The following is a 14,245-nucleotide window of genomic DNA, read 5'->3' as shown; positions in this document are numbered from 1 at the left end:
ACCGTTGCGCTTCAGGGGCGCACGTAGGCCCAGCCTTGATGCTGGCGCTGCATGATGTGGACCACACCGGCCGGCACGTAGCTGACGGCAGGGTTCATGTCGGCCTTGACGATCTTCTGGGCCGTCATGGTGTTCTCACAGGCCACGATCTTCACGCCGTTCTTCACCGCCTCGCTCACGCGGTTGGCGGTCACGGCGTCGAACTTGAGCATGTTGATGCCCGGGCCGTAGGCCACGATCTCGATGTCCACCTTGTCGGCACCCAGATCGACCTGCGCGTTGCGGGCGTTGTTCAGCGCCAGGTTCCACTTGGCCGGATCCGGGTCGCTCACCTGCAGCACCACCTGGGTTTTCTGGCGGGCGGGGGTGTAGGCACAGCCGGTGCCGAGCAAGGCGGTGGCACCGAATGCCAGCGCGAGAGCGAGGGTGCGTCGTTTCATCAAAAGTCTCCTGTGAAAGCATTCAATGCGTGAATCCGAATATTCCAGTACATGACTATCCCGCCCTGGCCGGCGCACGCCTATCGTGGTTTGCCCTGTGGTTCAGTGCAAAAAAAACCGGCGACTTCCGGCTGCGCTTCAAGGCGCGGTGGTCCTGTTCATTGGCCGCCGGGACCCACGGCGCGCGCCCAGTGCCGCCAGCAGGGCCAACAACCACAGCACCACCGCGAGCACGCCGTACGCAACCGCCGTGCCTTCGTGGTGAACCACGAGGCCGTCAAAGTGGTTGCCCTCTTCGTTGTAGGGCAGGCGGGCCTTGGCCACCGCAAGCACGGTGAGCCAGGCGGCGGGCACCGCGGCGATCACGGCCAGCGCGCCGAGCGCCCACGCTGCCCATCGGGAAGGCACGCGCTGCATGGGTCAGGCCAGCAAGGCCGCAAGGCCTCCGTCGGCCTCGAAGCGCTGGTTGCGGTAGGCCAGGCGGGTCGGGCCAGGCCACACGCGCTGCGCGATGCTGTGGGCCGGATCACCGGGGTAACAGATCACGCGCACACCGTCCTCGTCAAACGGTTCGGGCTCGATCAGCGTGGGCGGGCGGCTTTGCGCCAGGGCCATCACCTGGGCAGCGGTGTGCAGGTGGCTCAACTCGCTCAGGCTCATGATCTGCGGCGGCGCCAGATCGATCTCGCCCGCCCAGTAACGCTCCAGCCCCAGGCGCGGCGCCATCCACACGGCTTCGGTGGCTTCAAAGGTGCAATGCTCGGCCAGCTGGCCGTGGGGCGCGGCGGCCACAAAGAAGCGCGTGTCGAAACGCTTGTTGGTCACCGAGGGCACACGCGGTGTGATCCAGCGCGACCACGGCAACACGCTGGCGGTGGACACGGGACACCCGAGCTGCTGCAGGGCTGCGGCGAAACCGGTGCCCGCCGCGGTGAGCTCGCGCACGCGCTGCGCCAGCTCGGCGCGGTGCACCTGGCCGAGCAGCAGGCCGCATTCTTCAAAGGTCTCGCGCAGGGCGGCCACGTGCAAGGCCAGCGCGGTCTGGGCGTCCAGCCCCGGCTCGTTCAAGGTCAGGGCGCAATCGGCGGCCGTTCGGTCCAGTGCCGAAGGGTCCACCTCGCGGTCCGCGGCATCGAGCTTGCCGCCCGGAAACACGTGCACGCCGCCGAGCACAGCCGAGTTGCCGTGCCGGCGCACCAGCAACACCTCGAGCCCCTGCGGCGCATCGCGCACCACGATCACGGTGGCCGAGGGCACGGGGGGTGTGAGAACGGTGTCGGAGTTGATCGCAAGGGCCATGCGTGGATTGTCCGCGAGGGCCTGCGCAGCCGCTGTCGCCATCAGGGCCCGGGGTCGATCCCCCGGCGCCTGCGGGTAACCCCTCTGTAAGAAAGTGTTCTTTTTGAGGCCGGGTTGAATCCAATCGCGAACTTGCCCCGTATCCAGTGTGTCCCGATTGAAACGCCAGGCTCTCTGGCTCCAACCCATCTCACCAAGGATTCACCATGAAAAACGCTCGCAACTCCATCATCGCCCTCGCCCTGACCGCACTCTCCGCCGGCTCCGTGTTCGCCGCCGACATGACCCCCAAGACCCGCGACCAGGTGCGCGCCGAACTGGCACAAGCCCAGCGCGACGGCACGCTGATCGCCGACGGCCAGACCGGCGCCACCTTCCGCCAGCTGTTCCCGGGCAGCTACATGCAGCCTGCGGCCGCCAGCACCACCTCGCGTGACCAGGTTCGCGCCGATCTGATGGAAGCACAGCGCAACGGCACCCTGATTGCCGATGGCCAGACCGGCGCCACCTTCCGCGATCTGAACCCCAGCCGTTACCCCATGAACAACATGCAGGCGGCGAGCAACAACGGCACGACCGTGGGCATGGGTCAAAGCAACAGCACGACGAAGTCGAACTGATCGGCCCACGTTTTCTGAAACCCCCGGGGCCGCGTGTCGGCCTCGGGGGTTTTTGCGTTGTGCCGCAGGCGCTCAGAACACCGCGTGATCGCCGCGTTCGGGCGCGGCGGTGCCGTTCACCACGTCGGCGTAAAAGTCGAACAGCGTCTGGCTGCCGGTGGACGGCGTGGCCGCCGCATCAAAGCGCCCGGTGGCGGGGTCCAGCACCAGCATGGATTCGGTGGCGTAGTAGCGCCCGATGCGGGCCAGCTCGGCCTTGTCCGCCAGGGCGGGCACCACGCGCCCCGCCGCGCCCAGCACCGCAATGATCGCGTCGAGCAAACCCACGGGCACGCTCTTGAAGCGCGGCGGCCGACCGAGCAGCGCAAACAGGTGTTCGCCCTGCTGGCGCGGCGTGATCGCCTCGCCAGGTCCACCGATGGGCAACACGCGGTTGTGGCGGCTCGCGTCGGTGAGGCAGTCGGCAATGAAGGCGCCCAGGTCGTCGTCGCTGATGGGTTTGCAGGCCGTGGCCGTGCCGTCGCCAAACACCAGAAACGGCTTGCCCCGACGCACCCGCTCGATCTGCCCTGAGAGCGATTTGAAGAACGCCGTGGGCCGCACGATGGAATACGTCAGGCCCGAATCGACCAGCACCTGTTCGAACGCCAGCTTGGCTCGTTGAAATGCCAGCAGGGGCTTCTGCACGCAGATGGCCGAGAGCAGCACCACATGCGACACACCGGCCTGCCGCGCGACATCCAGCGCAGTGACATGGGCCTGGTGGTCGATGGCCCAGGCGTCTCTGGGCACACCGGTGCGCGAGGCCAGGCACGACACCAGCACGTCAAAATGTTCTCCCTGGAAACCATCGCGCGCCAGCGACACGGGGTCTTGCACGTCACCCACACGCACCACCGCACCCGGGAACAGGCGCGCCATGTCGCCGCCCTGCAGCCTGCCGCCCACACCCGCCTGCGGCCGCACAAAACACACCACCTCATGCCCCCGGGCCAACAGGGCGCGCACCGTGGCCTGGCCGATGGTGCCGGTGGCACCGAGCATGAAAACGCGTTGGGGATTCTGGCTGGGCATGGTGGCATCTTAGTAAGCGTGTCCTGGACTGGACTGTCACCGGTTGTCCAGTCCCCTCAAGAACCCCGGGCAGGTGTCGATACGCAGATATCAACCCCCAATGCACGGACCCATGGACGCCCTCAACACCCCCTCCGCCGCCATCCCCTCACCCAATCTGGCCACCCGTGGCCGAGCGCCGGCGCTGGCCAGCGCCGGTGAGTTCCTGAGCTTTCGCCTGGGCGCCGAGGAATACGGCATCGACATCCTGAGCGTGCAGGAAATCCGCTCCTACGAGGAGCCCACGCGCATCGCCAATGCGCCCGACTTCATCAAGGGGGTGGTCAACCTGCGCGGCGTGATCGTGCCGATCGTCGACATGCGCATCAAGCTGGGCTGCGCCAAGGTCGACTACAACGCGCTCACCGTGGTGATCGTGCTCAGCGTGCACGACCGCGTGGTGGGCCTGGTGGTCGACTCGGTGAGCGACGTGATCCGTCTCAGCCATGACCACATCAAGGCCGCACCGCAGATCAGCACCACCCTGGACGCCGGCTTCATCACCGGCATCGCCAGCGTGGGCGAGCGCATGCTGATCCTGGCCGACATCGAAGCCCTCATCGGCAGCGCCGACATGGGCCTGGTCACCCAGCCCCCTTCCGTTCAGTAACCCCTCCCCCCCGCTTTCCGCCGCACGCAGCCCACGAGGCCGCGCGCGGCTCAACACGCCTGTTGGAGTCACCATGAAACTCTTCCGCAACCTGTCTGTCGGCGCCCGCCTGTGGGTCGGTGTCATCGCCATCATCGTGGCCCTGTTTGTCGTGGTGGCCACCGCCGGCGCGCGCTCGGCCTCGCTCAACGCCGAGTCCGAGCGGGTGCTCTCCGCGCTGGCCCACAAGACCACCATCGCCACCGAATGGGCCGGCCTGACCGAGACCAACGTCACGCGCGTGCAGGCATCCATTGCGAGTTCGGACCCGACCATTGCCGCGATGTACAAGGACCTGATTCCCGCCGGCATCGCATCCATCTCCGCCCTGCAGAAAGAGCTGGAGACCATGGACATGAACGACGCCGAAAAGGCCCAGATGGCCAGGATTGCCGATCTGCGCAAGGGTGTGCTGGCCTCGCTGGGTGTGGCCAACGACATGAAAAAGGCCGGTGACACCGCCGGCGCTGCGCAAGAAATCGCCACCCGCTTCAACCAGGCCGTGCCACCCTACCTCGATGCCTTGCGCGGCTTCGCCCGCATGCAGGCCGACATCCGCGTGGAAGCCCAACAGCGGCTCACCGAGCAGCGCTCGACCAGCCTGACCATTGCAAGCATCCAGGTGGGCGCACTGGTTGCCGGCATCATCGCCGGCGCGTTCTTCCTGATCCGCAACATCCGCAACCCGCTGCGCGAAGCCATGGCGTTCGCCGAGCAGATCGCCAGCGGCGATCTCACGGCGCAGATCCGCAACGACCGCAAGGACGAGTTCGGCGCCATGACGGCCGCCCTGCTCGGCATGCGCGACCGACTCGTCAACGTGGTGGCAGACGTGAAGCGCGGCACCGACAACATCACCGTGGCCGCCAAGGAAATCGCCACCGGCAACAACGACCTCTCGGCCCGCACCGAACAGACCGCCTCCAACCTGCAGCAAACCGCCGCCAGCATGGAGCAGATGTCGGGCGCGATCCGCCAGTCCGCCGACTCGGCGCGCGTGGCCAACCAGTTGGCCGACGTGGCCGGCCAGAGCGCACAAAAAGGTGGCGAGGTGGTGCACCAGGTGATCACGACCATGGAAGAGATCAACCAGTCCTCGCGCAAGATCAACGACATCATCGGCGTCATCGACGGCATCGCGTTCCAGACCAACATCCTCGCGCTCAACGCCGCTGTTGAAGCGGCCCGTGCGGGCGAACAGGGCCGCGGCTTTGCGGTGGTGGCGGGCGAGGTGCGCAACCTGGCCCAGCGCAGCGCGCAGGCCGCCAAGGAAATCAAGATCCTCATCGGCACCAGCGTCGACAAGGTCACCGCCGGCACCGAGCTGGTGAACCAGGCTGGCAAGACCATGGGCGAGATCGTCGACAACGTGGTGCGCGTGCGCGACATGATCGGCGAGATCGCCAGCGCCTCGGGCGAGCAGGCCGACGGCGTGAACCAGATCAACGCAGCCGTGGCCAACCTCGACCAGCTGACCCAGCAGAACGCCGCGCTCGTGGAAGAAAGCGCGGCGGCCGCATCGAGCATGAACGACCAGGCCGACCGCCTGGCCGAAGTGGTGCGCGTGTTCCGCGTGGACGCGCACAGCACGTCGCAAAGCTCGATCACCCAGATCCGTTCGACCGACCTGCACAAGCCCGTCAGCACCGCTGTGGGCAGCACGGCGCTGAAGAAGCCTGGGGTTGCCAACGCCAAGCCGGCGTCGGTGGCGCCGAAGAAGCCGGCGCTGGCCAAGCCCGCTCCACAGCCGGTGGCCAAGGTGGCCGAGAAAGCCGGCGCTTCGGACGAGTGGGAATCGTTCTGAGGACCTTGCCCCGCCGGCGGGTCATCGTCGCAAAATAGCGCGATGACCGCATCCCCCGCACCCCGCTACTGGTTGATGAAATCCGAGCCCGACGAGTGCTCGATCGACGACGCACTCGCCGCACCCGGCGCCACCGTGCCCTGGACCGGCGTGCGCAACTACCAGGCGCGCAACTTCATGCGCGACGGCATGCGGATCGGCGACGGCGTGCTGTTCTACCACTCGAGTTGCCCGCAGCCCGGCATTGCCGGCATCGCCGAGGTCGCGTCCACCACCCGCCCCGACCCCACGCAGTTCGACCCGCAGTCGCCCTACTTCGACGCCAAGTCCCAACCCGAGGAACCGCGCTGGCTGCTGCTGGATGTGAAGGCGCTGCGCAAGACGCGGCTGCTGGGCCTGCCCGAGTTGCGCGCGAACCCCGCACTGGCCGACATGACCCTGCTGCAGCGTGGGAGCCGGTTGTCCATCACGCCGGTGAGTGAAGCGCATTGGCAGCTGATCACCGGGACCCTGCTGAAGACCTGACACGGCCGATGCTCCTCCTTGGAAGCAACAAACAACAATAACCTACTTGCCAAAATAAACCTACAAGGTTAATCTTCCGCCAGGGAGGTTCAGCCATGGAAAAAGGCAAGCCGCACTGCAAGTTGCAGACGGTCAAGACGCTGGTTGCATCCGGTCATGTGAGATCCACGTTCTCTGCGCTGGCCGGTGGTGCGGCGCTGGGGCTGGATTTCGACGGCATCGTGGCGGTGGTGATGTCGCTGACATCAAAGGACTTCCACAAAAGCATGACCACGCATGCCGACCACCGCATCTGGCAAGACGTGTACCGCCCGTCAACCCCGGTGGGCGATCTCTATCTGAAACTCACCGTCGTTGACGACGTGCTCATCGTGTCATTCAAGGAGCTCTGACCATGAAATGCCCTCACTGTGGTGCCGCGAAGCTGGTGCACGACACCCGCGACATGTCCTACACCTACAAGGGCGAAAGCACCACCATCCCCGCCGTCTCGGGCGACTTCTGCCCTTCGTGTGACGAGGTTGTTCTCAATGCTGCCGAATCCGCCCGACTGAGCGCGGCGATGCTGGATTTCAACAAACAGGTGAACGCCGCCATCGTGGATCCGGCCTTCATCGTCAACGTGCGCAAGAAGCTCGCACTGGACCAGCGCGAAGCCGCCGAGATTTTTGGCGGTGGGGTCAACGCGTTCTCCCGCTACGAGAACGGCAAGACCAAGCCACCGCTGGCGCTGGTGAAACTGCTCAGGGTGCTGGACCGGCATCCGGAATTGCTGGATGAGGTGCGCGCTGTCTGACACCCGGTTGTTTGCACCCACCCCTCAATGAAAATCCCGGCTCACCGTCGACAGCCCGTGCAACAACGGCGTGAGGTCTTCCAGGTGGCCGGCGATGAGGTTTTTGGCTTCGCCTTCGCGTTGCCACACGCCATGCACCGCCAGCAGGCGTGACTGCGTGAGCACCGTGCGCTGGCGTTCGCGCAGGTGTTTCCACACGATGACCTGCACCACGCCGGTTTCGTCTTCCAGGCTCACGAACACCACGCCCGAGGCGGTCTCGGGTTGCTGGCGCAGGGTGACGATGCCGCAGTGGCGCACCAGCCTGCCGTTGGGGGCTTTGTTCAGCTCTTCGGCGCTCATGAGCCGGCGTTTCGTGAGTTGTGGCCGCAGCAGCGCCAGCGGGTGGCGGCGCAGGGTCAGGCCCAGGCTGTCGTAGTCCCACACGATGGCTTCGCCTTCGGGCGCTTCGGGCAGGGCCAGCGGGGCTTCGTCGATCGGGGCGTCCTTCATCAGCGCGGGTGCGGTCCGGAGTGCGGCGGCGTCCCACACCTGCTGGCGGCGGTGGCCGCTCAGGCCTGTCAGCGCATCAGCAGCGGCGAGCAGTTTCATTTGCGGTTGGTCGAGGTTCGCTCGGCGGGCGAGGTCTTGTGTGGTGGTGAAGGGTTTTTTTGCTCGCGCATTCACCAGGCGATCGGCGGCTTCACGCTTCAAGCCCGAGATCAGACGCAAGCCCAGGCGGACAACAGGCATGGTTGGCGGGCGGGCCCTCACCCCAACCCTCTCCCAGAGGGAGAGGGGGTCAGACCCTTCCAGCGTGCAATCCCAGTCGCTGTGCACCACGTCCACCGGCCGCACCTCCACCCCATGGCGCTTGGCGTCCTGCACCAGCTGGCTGGGGGTGTAGAAACCCAGCGGCTGGCTGTTGAGCATGGCCACCAGGAACTCGGCGGGGTGGTGGTGCTTGATCCAGCAGCTCACGTAGACCAGCAGCGCAAAGCTGGCGGCGTGGCTCTCGGGAAAGCCGTAGCTGGAAAAGCCCTTGATCTGTTCAAACACGCTTTGGGCGAATTCGGCCTCGTAGCCGCGCGCGGTCATGCCGTCGACCAGGCGGCGTTCGTACTGCTGCAGGTTGCCGCCGCGTTTCCACGCCGCCATGGCGCGGCGCAGGGCGTCGGCCTCGCCGGGTGTAAAGCCCGCCGCCAACACCGCGATCTGCATGCACTGCTCCTGGAAGATGGGAATGCCCAGCGTGCGGCCCAGCGCTTCGCGCAGGTCGGCGCCGTCGCGCGGGCCCGGGTAGCTCACCGGCAGCTTGCCTTGCCGGCGGTCCAGATACGGGTGCACCGCGCCGCCCTGGATGGGGCCGGGGCGCACCAGCGCGACCTCGATCACCAGGTCGTAATAACAGCGCGGTTGGAGGCGCGGCAGCATGCTCATCTGCGCGCGGCTCTCGATCTGGAACACGCCCACGGTGTCGGCGGCGCAGATCATGTCGTAGGTGGGCCCGTCGCCTTCGGGAATGTCCTGCAGCGTGACGGTACGGCCCAGCTTCGCGCTGATGAGTGTCAGGGCCTTGCGGATGGCGGTGAGCATGCCCAGGGCCAGCACGTCCACCTTGAGCAAGCCCAGGGCGTCGAGGTCGTCCTTGTCCCACTCGATCACGGTGCGGTCTTTCATGCTGGCGTTCTCGATCGGCACCAGGCGCGAGAGCGGCAGCTGGGTGAGCACGAAGCCGCCGGTGTGCTGCGAGAGGTGGCGCGGAAAACCCATGAGCTGCGTGGTGAGCTGCAGCAGCTGGCGCACCGCCAGATCCTCGGGGTCGAGCCCGGCTTCCAGCAAACGCTCGGGCTCGATCGCTTGGCCGTCCCACCAGCGTGTGCTCTTGCTCAATACATCGAGCGCGCCGTCGGCAAAGCCCAGGGCCTTGCCTACGTCGCGCAGGGCGCTGCGCGGGCGGTAACTGATGACGGTGGCGGTGAGCGCGGCGCGTTCACGGCCGTACTTGCTGTAGAGGTACTGGATGACCTCCTCGCGCCGCTCGTGTTCAAAGTCCACGTCGATGTCGGGCGGCTCGTTGCGCTCGCGCGAGATGAAACGCTCGAACAGGAGGTTGGTGCGCTCGGGGTCCACCGCGGTGATGCCCAGGCAGTAACACACCACGCTGTTGGCCGCCGAGCCCCGCCCCTGGCACAAGATGTCTTTGGAGCGCGCGAAGGTCACGATGTCGTTGACCGTCAGAAAGTAGTGCTCGTACCGCATGTCGGCGATCAGTTCGAGTTCGTGCTCGATCTGCTTCGCGAACCGCGGCGGTGTGCCCTGCGGCCAGCGCCAGGCCGCACCCTCCAGGGTCAGTTGCCGCAGCCAGGACGACGGCGTCTGCACCTCGGGCACCACCTCGCTGGGGTACTGGTAGCGCAGCTCGTCGAGCGAAAACGCGCAGCGCGCCGCCACGGCGAGTGTTTCGGCCAGCAGCTCGGGCGGGTAACACCGGCCCAGCGTGAGGCGCGAGCGCAGGTGCTGCTCGGCATTGGGCTGCAGCGCCAGGCCGCAGGCGCTCAGCGGCTGGCCGATGCGCGTGGCGGTGAGCACGTCCTGCAGCGGCTTGCGCGAGCGCACGTGCATGTGCACATCGCCCACGGCCACCAGCGGCACGGCGGTGAGTGCGCTGCTCTGGCGCAGCTTGTGCAGCAGCATCTCGTCGTCGAGCCGGCGCAACTGCGTCACACCCAGCCAGCAGCGGCCGATGAAATGCTGCAGCAGCCAGCGCGCTGTGGTGTCCATCGGGTCCTGCGCGCTGTCGCGATCGGGCACGGCGATCACCACGCAATCGGCCAGCGCTTCGGCGCGGATGGCGTCCAGCGTGAGGTGGTAGCTGCCCTTGGGCGACGTGCGCCGCAGATGTGTGATGAACTCGCACAGGTTGCCGTAACCGTTGAGGTTGCAGGCCAGCACGATGAGGGTGAAGGGTGTGTCGCACTGCACCCGGAACTGGCTGCCCACCAGCAGCGGCAGGCCGTGTTTTTTGGCGGCCACGTGGGCCCGCACCACCCCCGCCAGGGAACATTCGTCCACCAGCGCGAGCGCGCGGTAGCCCAGCGCCTGGGCGCGCTCCACCAGCTCTTCGGCGTGGCTGGCGCCGCGCAGGAAGGTGAAGTTGGAGATGCAGCGCAGCTCGGCGTAGTCGGGCAGCTTCATGGCCGGGGAGCCCCCATCCCAACCTTCCCCCAGGGGGGGAAGGGGTCAGACACGCACGCCTGAGCAACGTCTTGCTCCTTCCCCCTCTGGGGGAAGGCTGGGATGGGGGCCCACCTCATGCGAAATGTCCATGCAAATACCACGCGGGCGTTTCTTCCAGCCGCGTCTGGAAGATCCACAACACCCCCGCCTTCGCCGACAGCGCCACCCAGTAATCCCGCACCACGTTGCGCGTGTTGCTCGCCCCATCCACCCGGTCCCACCAGCCGCCCTCCACCCGCTGCGGGCCCGCGAGCAGTTGCAACTCGCCCTGGTAGATCGGCCGGTTGCCGCGCACCAGCAGCCTCAAGGGCTCGGGCAACACAAAGGTGGGTTGTGGCATGCCGGTGTCGGGTGCCGGCTTGCGCGGCAGCGGCTCGGGTGCGCTCTGCCAGCGGCACATCCATTCCTGGCGGTGGTCTTGCAACACCACCGGGCGCAACACGCGCCCCGGCCCCAGGCGCGCGGCCAGGCGCTCCAGCACCAGGTGCAGCGTCTCGCCCTGGCGCACGGTGTCGGGCAGCAGCGAGGCGCTGCGCTCCACCAGCGGCTGCACGTCGGTGGCCAGCAGGTGCAGGTCGCCCACGGGCGCGAGCAGCTGCACATGGGCCAGGTGCTCGGCCAGCAGGCGGCAGAGGTGTTCGGTGTCGCGCGTGGGCTCGGCCGTGCGCACCGTGATCTCGCCGCCCTCGCCCGCGTCGCGTGCGCGCATGGCGTCGTGCGCCCAGCGCAGCGTGAAGGCCGTGACACCCGCGCGCCGCGCCGCCAGCCAGCCGCTCATGACCAGCAGCAAACGCCGCGCGCCCCACAGCAGGGCCGGCGCCTGCTCCACGCGCGCCATGAGCTCCAGCCGCTCCTCGAACCGCTCGGGCAGCGCCACCCACACATGGGCCTCGGGCTCGGCGCCGTAGGCCTGGTCGATCGCCTGCAGCAAGTGCTTGTCGAACCGCCGCCCCACCCCACCCCGCGGCAACGCGCGCACGTCGCCCAGCGTGCGGCAGCCGATGTGCGCGAGCGTGGTGAGATGCGGGTGCACCGCGCTCAACACCTGCATGGGCAAGGCATCGAGCAGCAGCGGCAGCGCTTGCCTGAAACCGTTCTCCAGCCCCGCGCGCGCCAGCGCCAGCGCGGCCAGGCTGTTGGCCGCCCAGGCCACCTGGGTCACACCCACGTCGGCGCTCTCGGCCACCACGCGGTCGCGCAACGCGCGTTTGCCGCCAAACAGGCGCACGCTCCCCGCCACCTCCATGAGCACCGCACCGTCGGCCAGCGCCACGCGGGGCGTGAACTGCAACGCCCAGGTGGCCACGGCCCGGCGCGCCGCCTCAGTGGACGGCGCGGTGGGGGCGGTCGGGAGCAGGAGTGCTGACCACAACATGGTCGGCCTCTCGGGACAGATCGGAGGGCAACAGACGGCTGGGGAAACGCAGCCGCGGCGTGAGGATGGCGCGCAGGCCGCCGGGCACCGAGCCCAGGCGCAGCGTGTCCTGCAGCGGCGGACCCTTGCGTTTGAAGATGTCCAGCTGCAGTTCCCAATCAAGCCCCACGCGGGCCTGCAGCCGCAACGGCGCGGCCGACGATTCGCGCGCCGCCGCGCTGGGGCGGCACAAAAACACCGGGCCTTCGCAACTGGCGGCCAGCACCTGCAGGCGGCGCACCTGCTCAGACCGCGCCTGCGGCAGCCACACCACCAGCGCACCGCAGGCGTTGGCCTTGATGAGTTGTTCGGCCGACCACAGGCGCTCGGCCGCCGTGTCGGCCCGCACCCAGACCAGGTGGCGCTCGTCGATGCCCTCGAAGCGCAGGCCCGGCAGGTGCGGCGCCTTGGGCGGCCCCACCACCACCACCGCGCGGCCGGCGGCACACACCTGGCGCAGCGCCGGCCCGAGCAGGCGCCACTCCAGCATGCCGCTCTGCGAGGCCAGGATTTCAATGACGCCGTGGCAGGGCCAGCCGCCGCCGGGCAGTTGCGCGTCCAGTGCCTCGAAGCCGCTGGACAGCACGGCCGAGACCGGGCCACCCAGCTGGTCGCCGCGCCAGATGGCGGCGGCCACGGCCATGGGCAATTCACCGGGCAGGCGCACTGGACGTGCCGGGCGCGGCGGGTCGGGCGGGGTTGAAAACATCAGCGCGGAAGACAGGTCGTCCTCCTGCCAGTCGAGGGCGGGATGCATGGCGGGGTGTTCGGGTGGGGTTGGGAAGGCCGATAAATACTGTATGTCTGTACAGTATATGAAAGGCCGGTCGGTGTCCAGCGGCAACACAACCCGCATGGTTTGCCCCCATTGCCGCCACCGCCCAAGCCCCTCACGATGCGGGCACCACTTCAAGGGCAGCGCCATGGCCGTGCACGACACCGACTACCTCATCGTGGGCGCAGGCGCCACCGGCCTGGCCTTTGCCGACACGCTGCTGCAGGAGAGCGATGCGCACATCACCCTGGTGGACATGCATGGTCAGCCCGGCGGCCATTGGAACGACGCCTACCCCTTTGTCTCACTGCACCAGCCCTCGGCCTTTTATGGGGTGAACTCGCTCGCGCTGGGCACCGGTCGCCAGGACACGGTGGGCCACAACGCCGGCCTGCACGAACTGGCCAGCGGCGCCGAGGTGAGCGGTTATTTCCAGCAGGTGATGCACCAGATACTGCTGCCCAGCGGCCGTGTGCGCTACCTCCCCATGAGCCGCTTCGAGGGCCTGGACGCCGGCACCGCCCGCGTGACCTCCCTGCTCTCGGGCGCGGGGTCCGGCATCAGCGTGCGCAGGAAACTGGTGGACGCGCGCCACTTCAGCCCCAGCGTGCCCGCCACCACAAAGCCGAAGTTCAGCGTGGCCGAGGGTGTTCGCCTCGTCACACCCACGCAGCTCACCCAGCTCTGGCAAAGCGCTGCCGAGCGCCCTGCCCGCTTCTGCATTCTGGGCGCCGGCAAGACGGCCATGGACACGGCCGTTTGGCTGCTCGAATGCGGTGTGCCGCAGGACGCCATCAGCTGGGTGATGCCGCGCGACTCGTGGGTGGTGAACCGGCTCACCACGCAACCCGGCGAAGCGTTCTTCAAACACTCGATGGGCGGGCAACTGGCGCAGATGAAGGCATTGGCCGAAGCCACCAGCGTGACCGACCTGTTCGAGCGCCTGGAGGCCAGCGGCCAGATGCTGCGCATCGACACGCAGCACACGCCCCGCATGTTTCACTACGCCACGCTCTCCGAAGGCGAGGTGCAGGTGCTGCGGCAGATCCAGCACGTGATCCGCAAGGGCCGTGTGTTGGCCATCGAGCGGGATGCGCTCGTGCTCGAACAAGGCCGCGAGGCCCTGGCCGACAACACGCTCTGCATCAACTGCACCGCCTCCGCCGTGGAGATGCGCGACAGCGAACCCATCTTCCAGCCTGGCAAGATCGTGCCCCAGCTCGTGCGTGCCCCGCTGGTGACCTTCAGCAGCGCCGTGTGCGCGTATGTGGAAGCGCACTACGACGACGACGCAACGAAGAACGCGCTGTGCACCCCTGTGCCCTTTCCGCGCAACGTGGGCGGCTACGTCCAGTCCACCCTGGTCAGCCTGGCCAACCAGATGCGCTGGAGCCAGGACAAGCCCCTGCGCCACTGGATGCGCGAAAGCCGCCTCGACGGCTTCGGCAAGATGACGGCCAGCATCGACCCTGCAGACACAGAAAAAAACGCCATCGTGGCCGAGCTGCGTCAGCAGGCGATGGCGGCGGTGGGCAATGTGAAACGGCTCATGGCCGGATCAGCGGCTGGACCGGACCCACGGTGCTGACGG

14 protein-coding genes are annotated in these 14,245 nt (G+C 67.6%); 7 read left to right on the top strand and 7 right to left on the bottom strand.

What is annotated here, in order from left to right; genetic code table 11:
* Positions 1-11 precede the first annotated feature (11 nt).
* The 3 genes from BSY239_RS06785 to BSY239_RS06775 all read right to left on the bottom strand — a co-directional run bounded on the left by BSY239_RS06785 (position 12) and on the right by BSY239_RS06775 (position 1,739).
* Positions 12-440, bottom strand: a complete 429-nt coding sequence (locus BSY239_RS06785; RefSeq protein ID WP_069046176.1) for a DsrE family protein — start codon at positions 438-440, stop codon at positions 12-14.
* Between the two features lie 138 nt (positions 441-578).
* Positions 579-857, bottom strand: a complete 279-nt coding sequence (locus BSY239_RS06780; RefSeq protein ID WP_069046175.1) for a hypothetical protein — start codon at positions 855-857, stop codon at positions 579-581.
* A 3-nt stretch (positions 858-860) separates the two neighbouring features.
* Positions 861-1,739, bottom strand: coding sequence for an NUDIX hydrolase (locus BSY239_RS06775; RefSeq protein ID WP_069046174.1), 879 nt, complete (start codon positions 1,737-1,739; stop codon positions 861-863).
* A gap of 206 nt (positions 1,740-1,945) precedes the next feature.
* On the opposite strand from BSY239_RS06775, the gene BSY239_RS06770 reads away from it, so the two are divergent.
* Positions 1,946-2,359 (top strand): DUF4148 domain-containing protein, encoded by a 414-nt coding sequence (locus BSY239_RS06770; protein ID WP_069046173.1) that lies wholly within the window; start codon positions 1,946-1,948, stop codon positions 2,357-2,359.
* A gap of 72 nt (positions 2,360-2,431) precedes the next feature.
* On the opposite strand, the gene BSY239_RS06765 is transcribed toward BSY239_RS06770, so the two are convergent.
* Positions 2,432-3,433, bottom strand: a complete 1,002-nt coding sequence (locus tag BSY239_RS06765) for an NAD(P)H-binding protein (RefSeq protein WP_216637506.1) — start codon at positions 3,431-3,433, stop codon at positions 2,432-2,434.
* A 112-nt stretch (positions 3,434-3,545) separates the two neighbouring features.
* On the opposite strand from BSY239_RS06765, the gene BSY239_RS06760 reads away from it, so the two are divergent.
* The 5 genes from BSY239_RS06760 (at position 3,546) to BSY239_RS06740 (ending at position 7,246) form a co-directional block, all read left to right on the top strand.
* The gene (locus BSY239_RS06760) at positions 3,546-4,082 is read left to right on the top strand and encodes a chemotaxis protein CheW (protein ID WP_083240166.1); all 537 of its coding nucleotides are present in this window, start codon (positions 3,546-3,548) and stop codon (positions 4,080-4,082) included.
* A 73-nt stretch (positions 4,083-4,155) separates the two neighbouring features.
* Positions 4,156-5,925 carry a methyl-accepting chemotaxis protein gene (locus BSY239_RS23010; protein WP_069046172.1) on the top strand — a complete coding sequence of 590 codons (1,770 nt, stop codon included), beginning with the start codon at positions 4,156-4,158 and terminating at the stop codon, positions 5,923-5,925.
* A 42-nt stretch (positions 5,926-5,967) separates the two neighbouring features.
* The gene (locus BSY239_RS06750; protein ID WP_069046171.1) at positions 5,968-6,450 is read left to right on the top strand and encodes an EVE domain-containing protein; all 483 of its coding nucleotides are present in this window, start codon (positions 5,968-5,970) and stop codon (positions 6,448-6,450) included.
* A 95-nt stretch (positions 6,451-6,545) separates the two neighbouring features.
* Positions 6,546-6,842, top strand: coding sequence for a type II toxin-antitoxin system MqsR family toxin (locus tag BSY239_RS06745; RefSeq protein WP_069046170.1), 297 nt, complete (start codon positions 6,546-6,548; stop codon positions 6,840-6,842).
* 2 nt (positions 6,843-6,844) lie between these two features.
* Positions 6,845-7,246, top strand: a complete 402-nt coding sequence (locus BSY239_RS06740; RefSeq protein WP_069046169.1) for a type II toxin-antitoxin system MqsA family antitoxin — start codon at positions 6,845-6,847, stop codon at positions 7,244-7,246.
* A 24-nt stretch (positions 7,247-7,270) separates the two neighbouring features.
* Here the strand turns inward: BSY239_RS06740 and BSY239_RS06735 are convergent, their stop codons facing one another.
* The 3 genes from BSY239_RS06735 to imuA all read right to left on the bottom strand — a co-directional run bounded on the left by BSY239_RS06735 (position 7,271) and on the right by imuA (position 12,636).
* Positions 7,271-10,423, bottom strand: a complete 3,153-nt coding sequence (locus tag BSY239_RS06735; RefSeq protein WP_069046168.1) for an error-prone DNA polymerase — start codon at positions 10,421-10,423, stop codon at positions 7,271-7,273.
* A 115-nt stretch (positions 10,424-10,538) separates the two neighbouring features.
* Positions 10,539-11,840, bottom strand: coding sequence for a Y-family DNA polymerase (locus tag BSY239_RS06730; protein WP_069046167.1), 1,302 nt, complete (start codon positions 11,838-11,840; stop codon positions 10,539-10,541).
* A complete protein-coding gene (gene imuA / locus BSY239_RS06725) occupies positions 11,788-12,636 on the bottom strand; it encodes a translesion DNA synthesis-associated protein ImuA (protein ID WP_069046166.1) in 849 nt (282 codons plus the stop codon). Before imuA ends, BSY239_RS06730 begins: the two co-directional genes overlap by 53 nt.
* 166 nt (positions 12,637-12,802) lie before the next feature.
* Between imuA and BSY239_RS06720 the strand changes: the two genes are divergently transcribed.
* Complete coding sequence (locus BSY239_RS06720; RefSeq protein WP_069046165.1) at positions 12,803-14,242, top strand: NAD(P)-binding protein; 1,440 nt, start codon at positions 12,803-12,805, stop codon at positions 14,240-14,242.
* The last annotated feature ends 3 nt before the right edge of the window (positions 14,243-14,245 follow it).

Origin of the sequence: Hydrogenophaga sp. RAC07, assembly GCF_001713375.1 — a bacterium.
Classification (GTDB): domain Bacteria; phylum Pseudomonadota; class Gammaproteobacteria; order Burkholderiales; family Burkholderiaceae_C; genus Hydrogenophaga.
Note: the sequence above shows the minus strand (reverse complement) of the source record. Positions and strands in the feature narration are given on the sequence as shown.

What these genes read in the sequence shown, in the direction of transcription:
- BSY239_RS06765 (WP_216637506.1), bottom strand. Translation starts at nt 3,433, where the DNA reads ATGCCCAGCCAGAATCCCCAACGCGTTTTCATGCTCGGTGCCACCGGC.
- BSY239_RS06720 (WP_069046165.1), top strand. Translation starts at nt 12,803, where the DNA reads ATGGCCGTGCACGACACCGACTACCTCATCGTGGGCGCAGGCGCCACC.
- BSY239_RS06785 (WP_069046176.1), bottom strand. Translation starts at nt 440, where the DNA reads ATGAAACGACGCACCCTCGCTCTCGCGCTGGCATTCGGTGCCACCGCC.
- BSY239_RS06760 (WP_083240166.1), top strand. Translation starts at nt 3,546, where the DNA reads ATGGACGCCCTCAACACCCCCTCCGCCGCCATCCCCTCACCCAATCTG.
- BSY239_RS06740 (WP_069046169.1), top strand. Translation starts at nt 6,845, where the DNA reads ATGAAATGCCCTCACTGTGGTGCCGCGAAGCTGGTGCACGACACCCGC.
- BSY239_RS06730 (WP_069046167.1), bottom strand. Translation starts at nt 11,840, where the DNA reads ATGTTGTGGTCAGCACTCCTGCTCCCGACCGCCCCCACCGCGCCGTCC.
- BSY239_RS06780 (WP_069046175.1), bottom strand. Translation starts at nt 857, where the DNA reads ATGCAGCGCGTGCCTTCCCGATGGGCAGCGTGGGCGCTCGGCGCGCTG.
- BSY239_RS06750 (WP_069046171.1), top strand. Translation starts at nt 5,968, where the DNA reads ATGACCGCATCCCCCGCACCCCGCTACTGGTTGATGAAATCCGAGCCC.
- BSY239_RS06775 (WP_069046174.1), bottom strand. Translation starts at nt 1,739, where the DNA reads ATGGCCCTTGCGATCAACTCCGACACCGTTCTCACACCCCCCGTGCCC.
- BSY239_RS06735 (WP_069046168.1), bottom strand. Translation starts at nt 10,423, where the DNA reads ATGAAGCTGCCCGACTACGCCGAGCTGCGCTGCATCTCCAACTTCACC.
- BSY239_RS23010 (WP_069046172.1), top strand. Translation starts at nt 4,156, where the DNA reads ATGAAACTCTTCCGCAACCTGTCTGTCGGCGCCCGCCTGTGGGTCGGT.
- imuA (WP_069046166.1), bottom strand. Translation starts at nt 12,636, where the DNA reads ATGCATCCCGCCCTCGACTGGCAGGAGGACGACCTGTCTTCCGCGCTG.
- BSY239_RS06745 (WP_069046170.1), top strand. Translation starts at nt 6,546, where the DNA reads ATGGAAAAAGGCAAGCCGCACTGCAAGTTGCAGACGGTCAAGACGCTG.
- BSY239_RS06770 (WP_069046173.1), top strand. Translation starts at nt 1,946, where the DNA reads ATGAAAAACGCTCGCAACTCCATCATCGCCCTCGCCCTGACCGCACTC.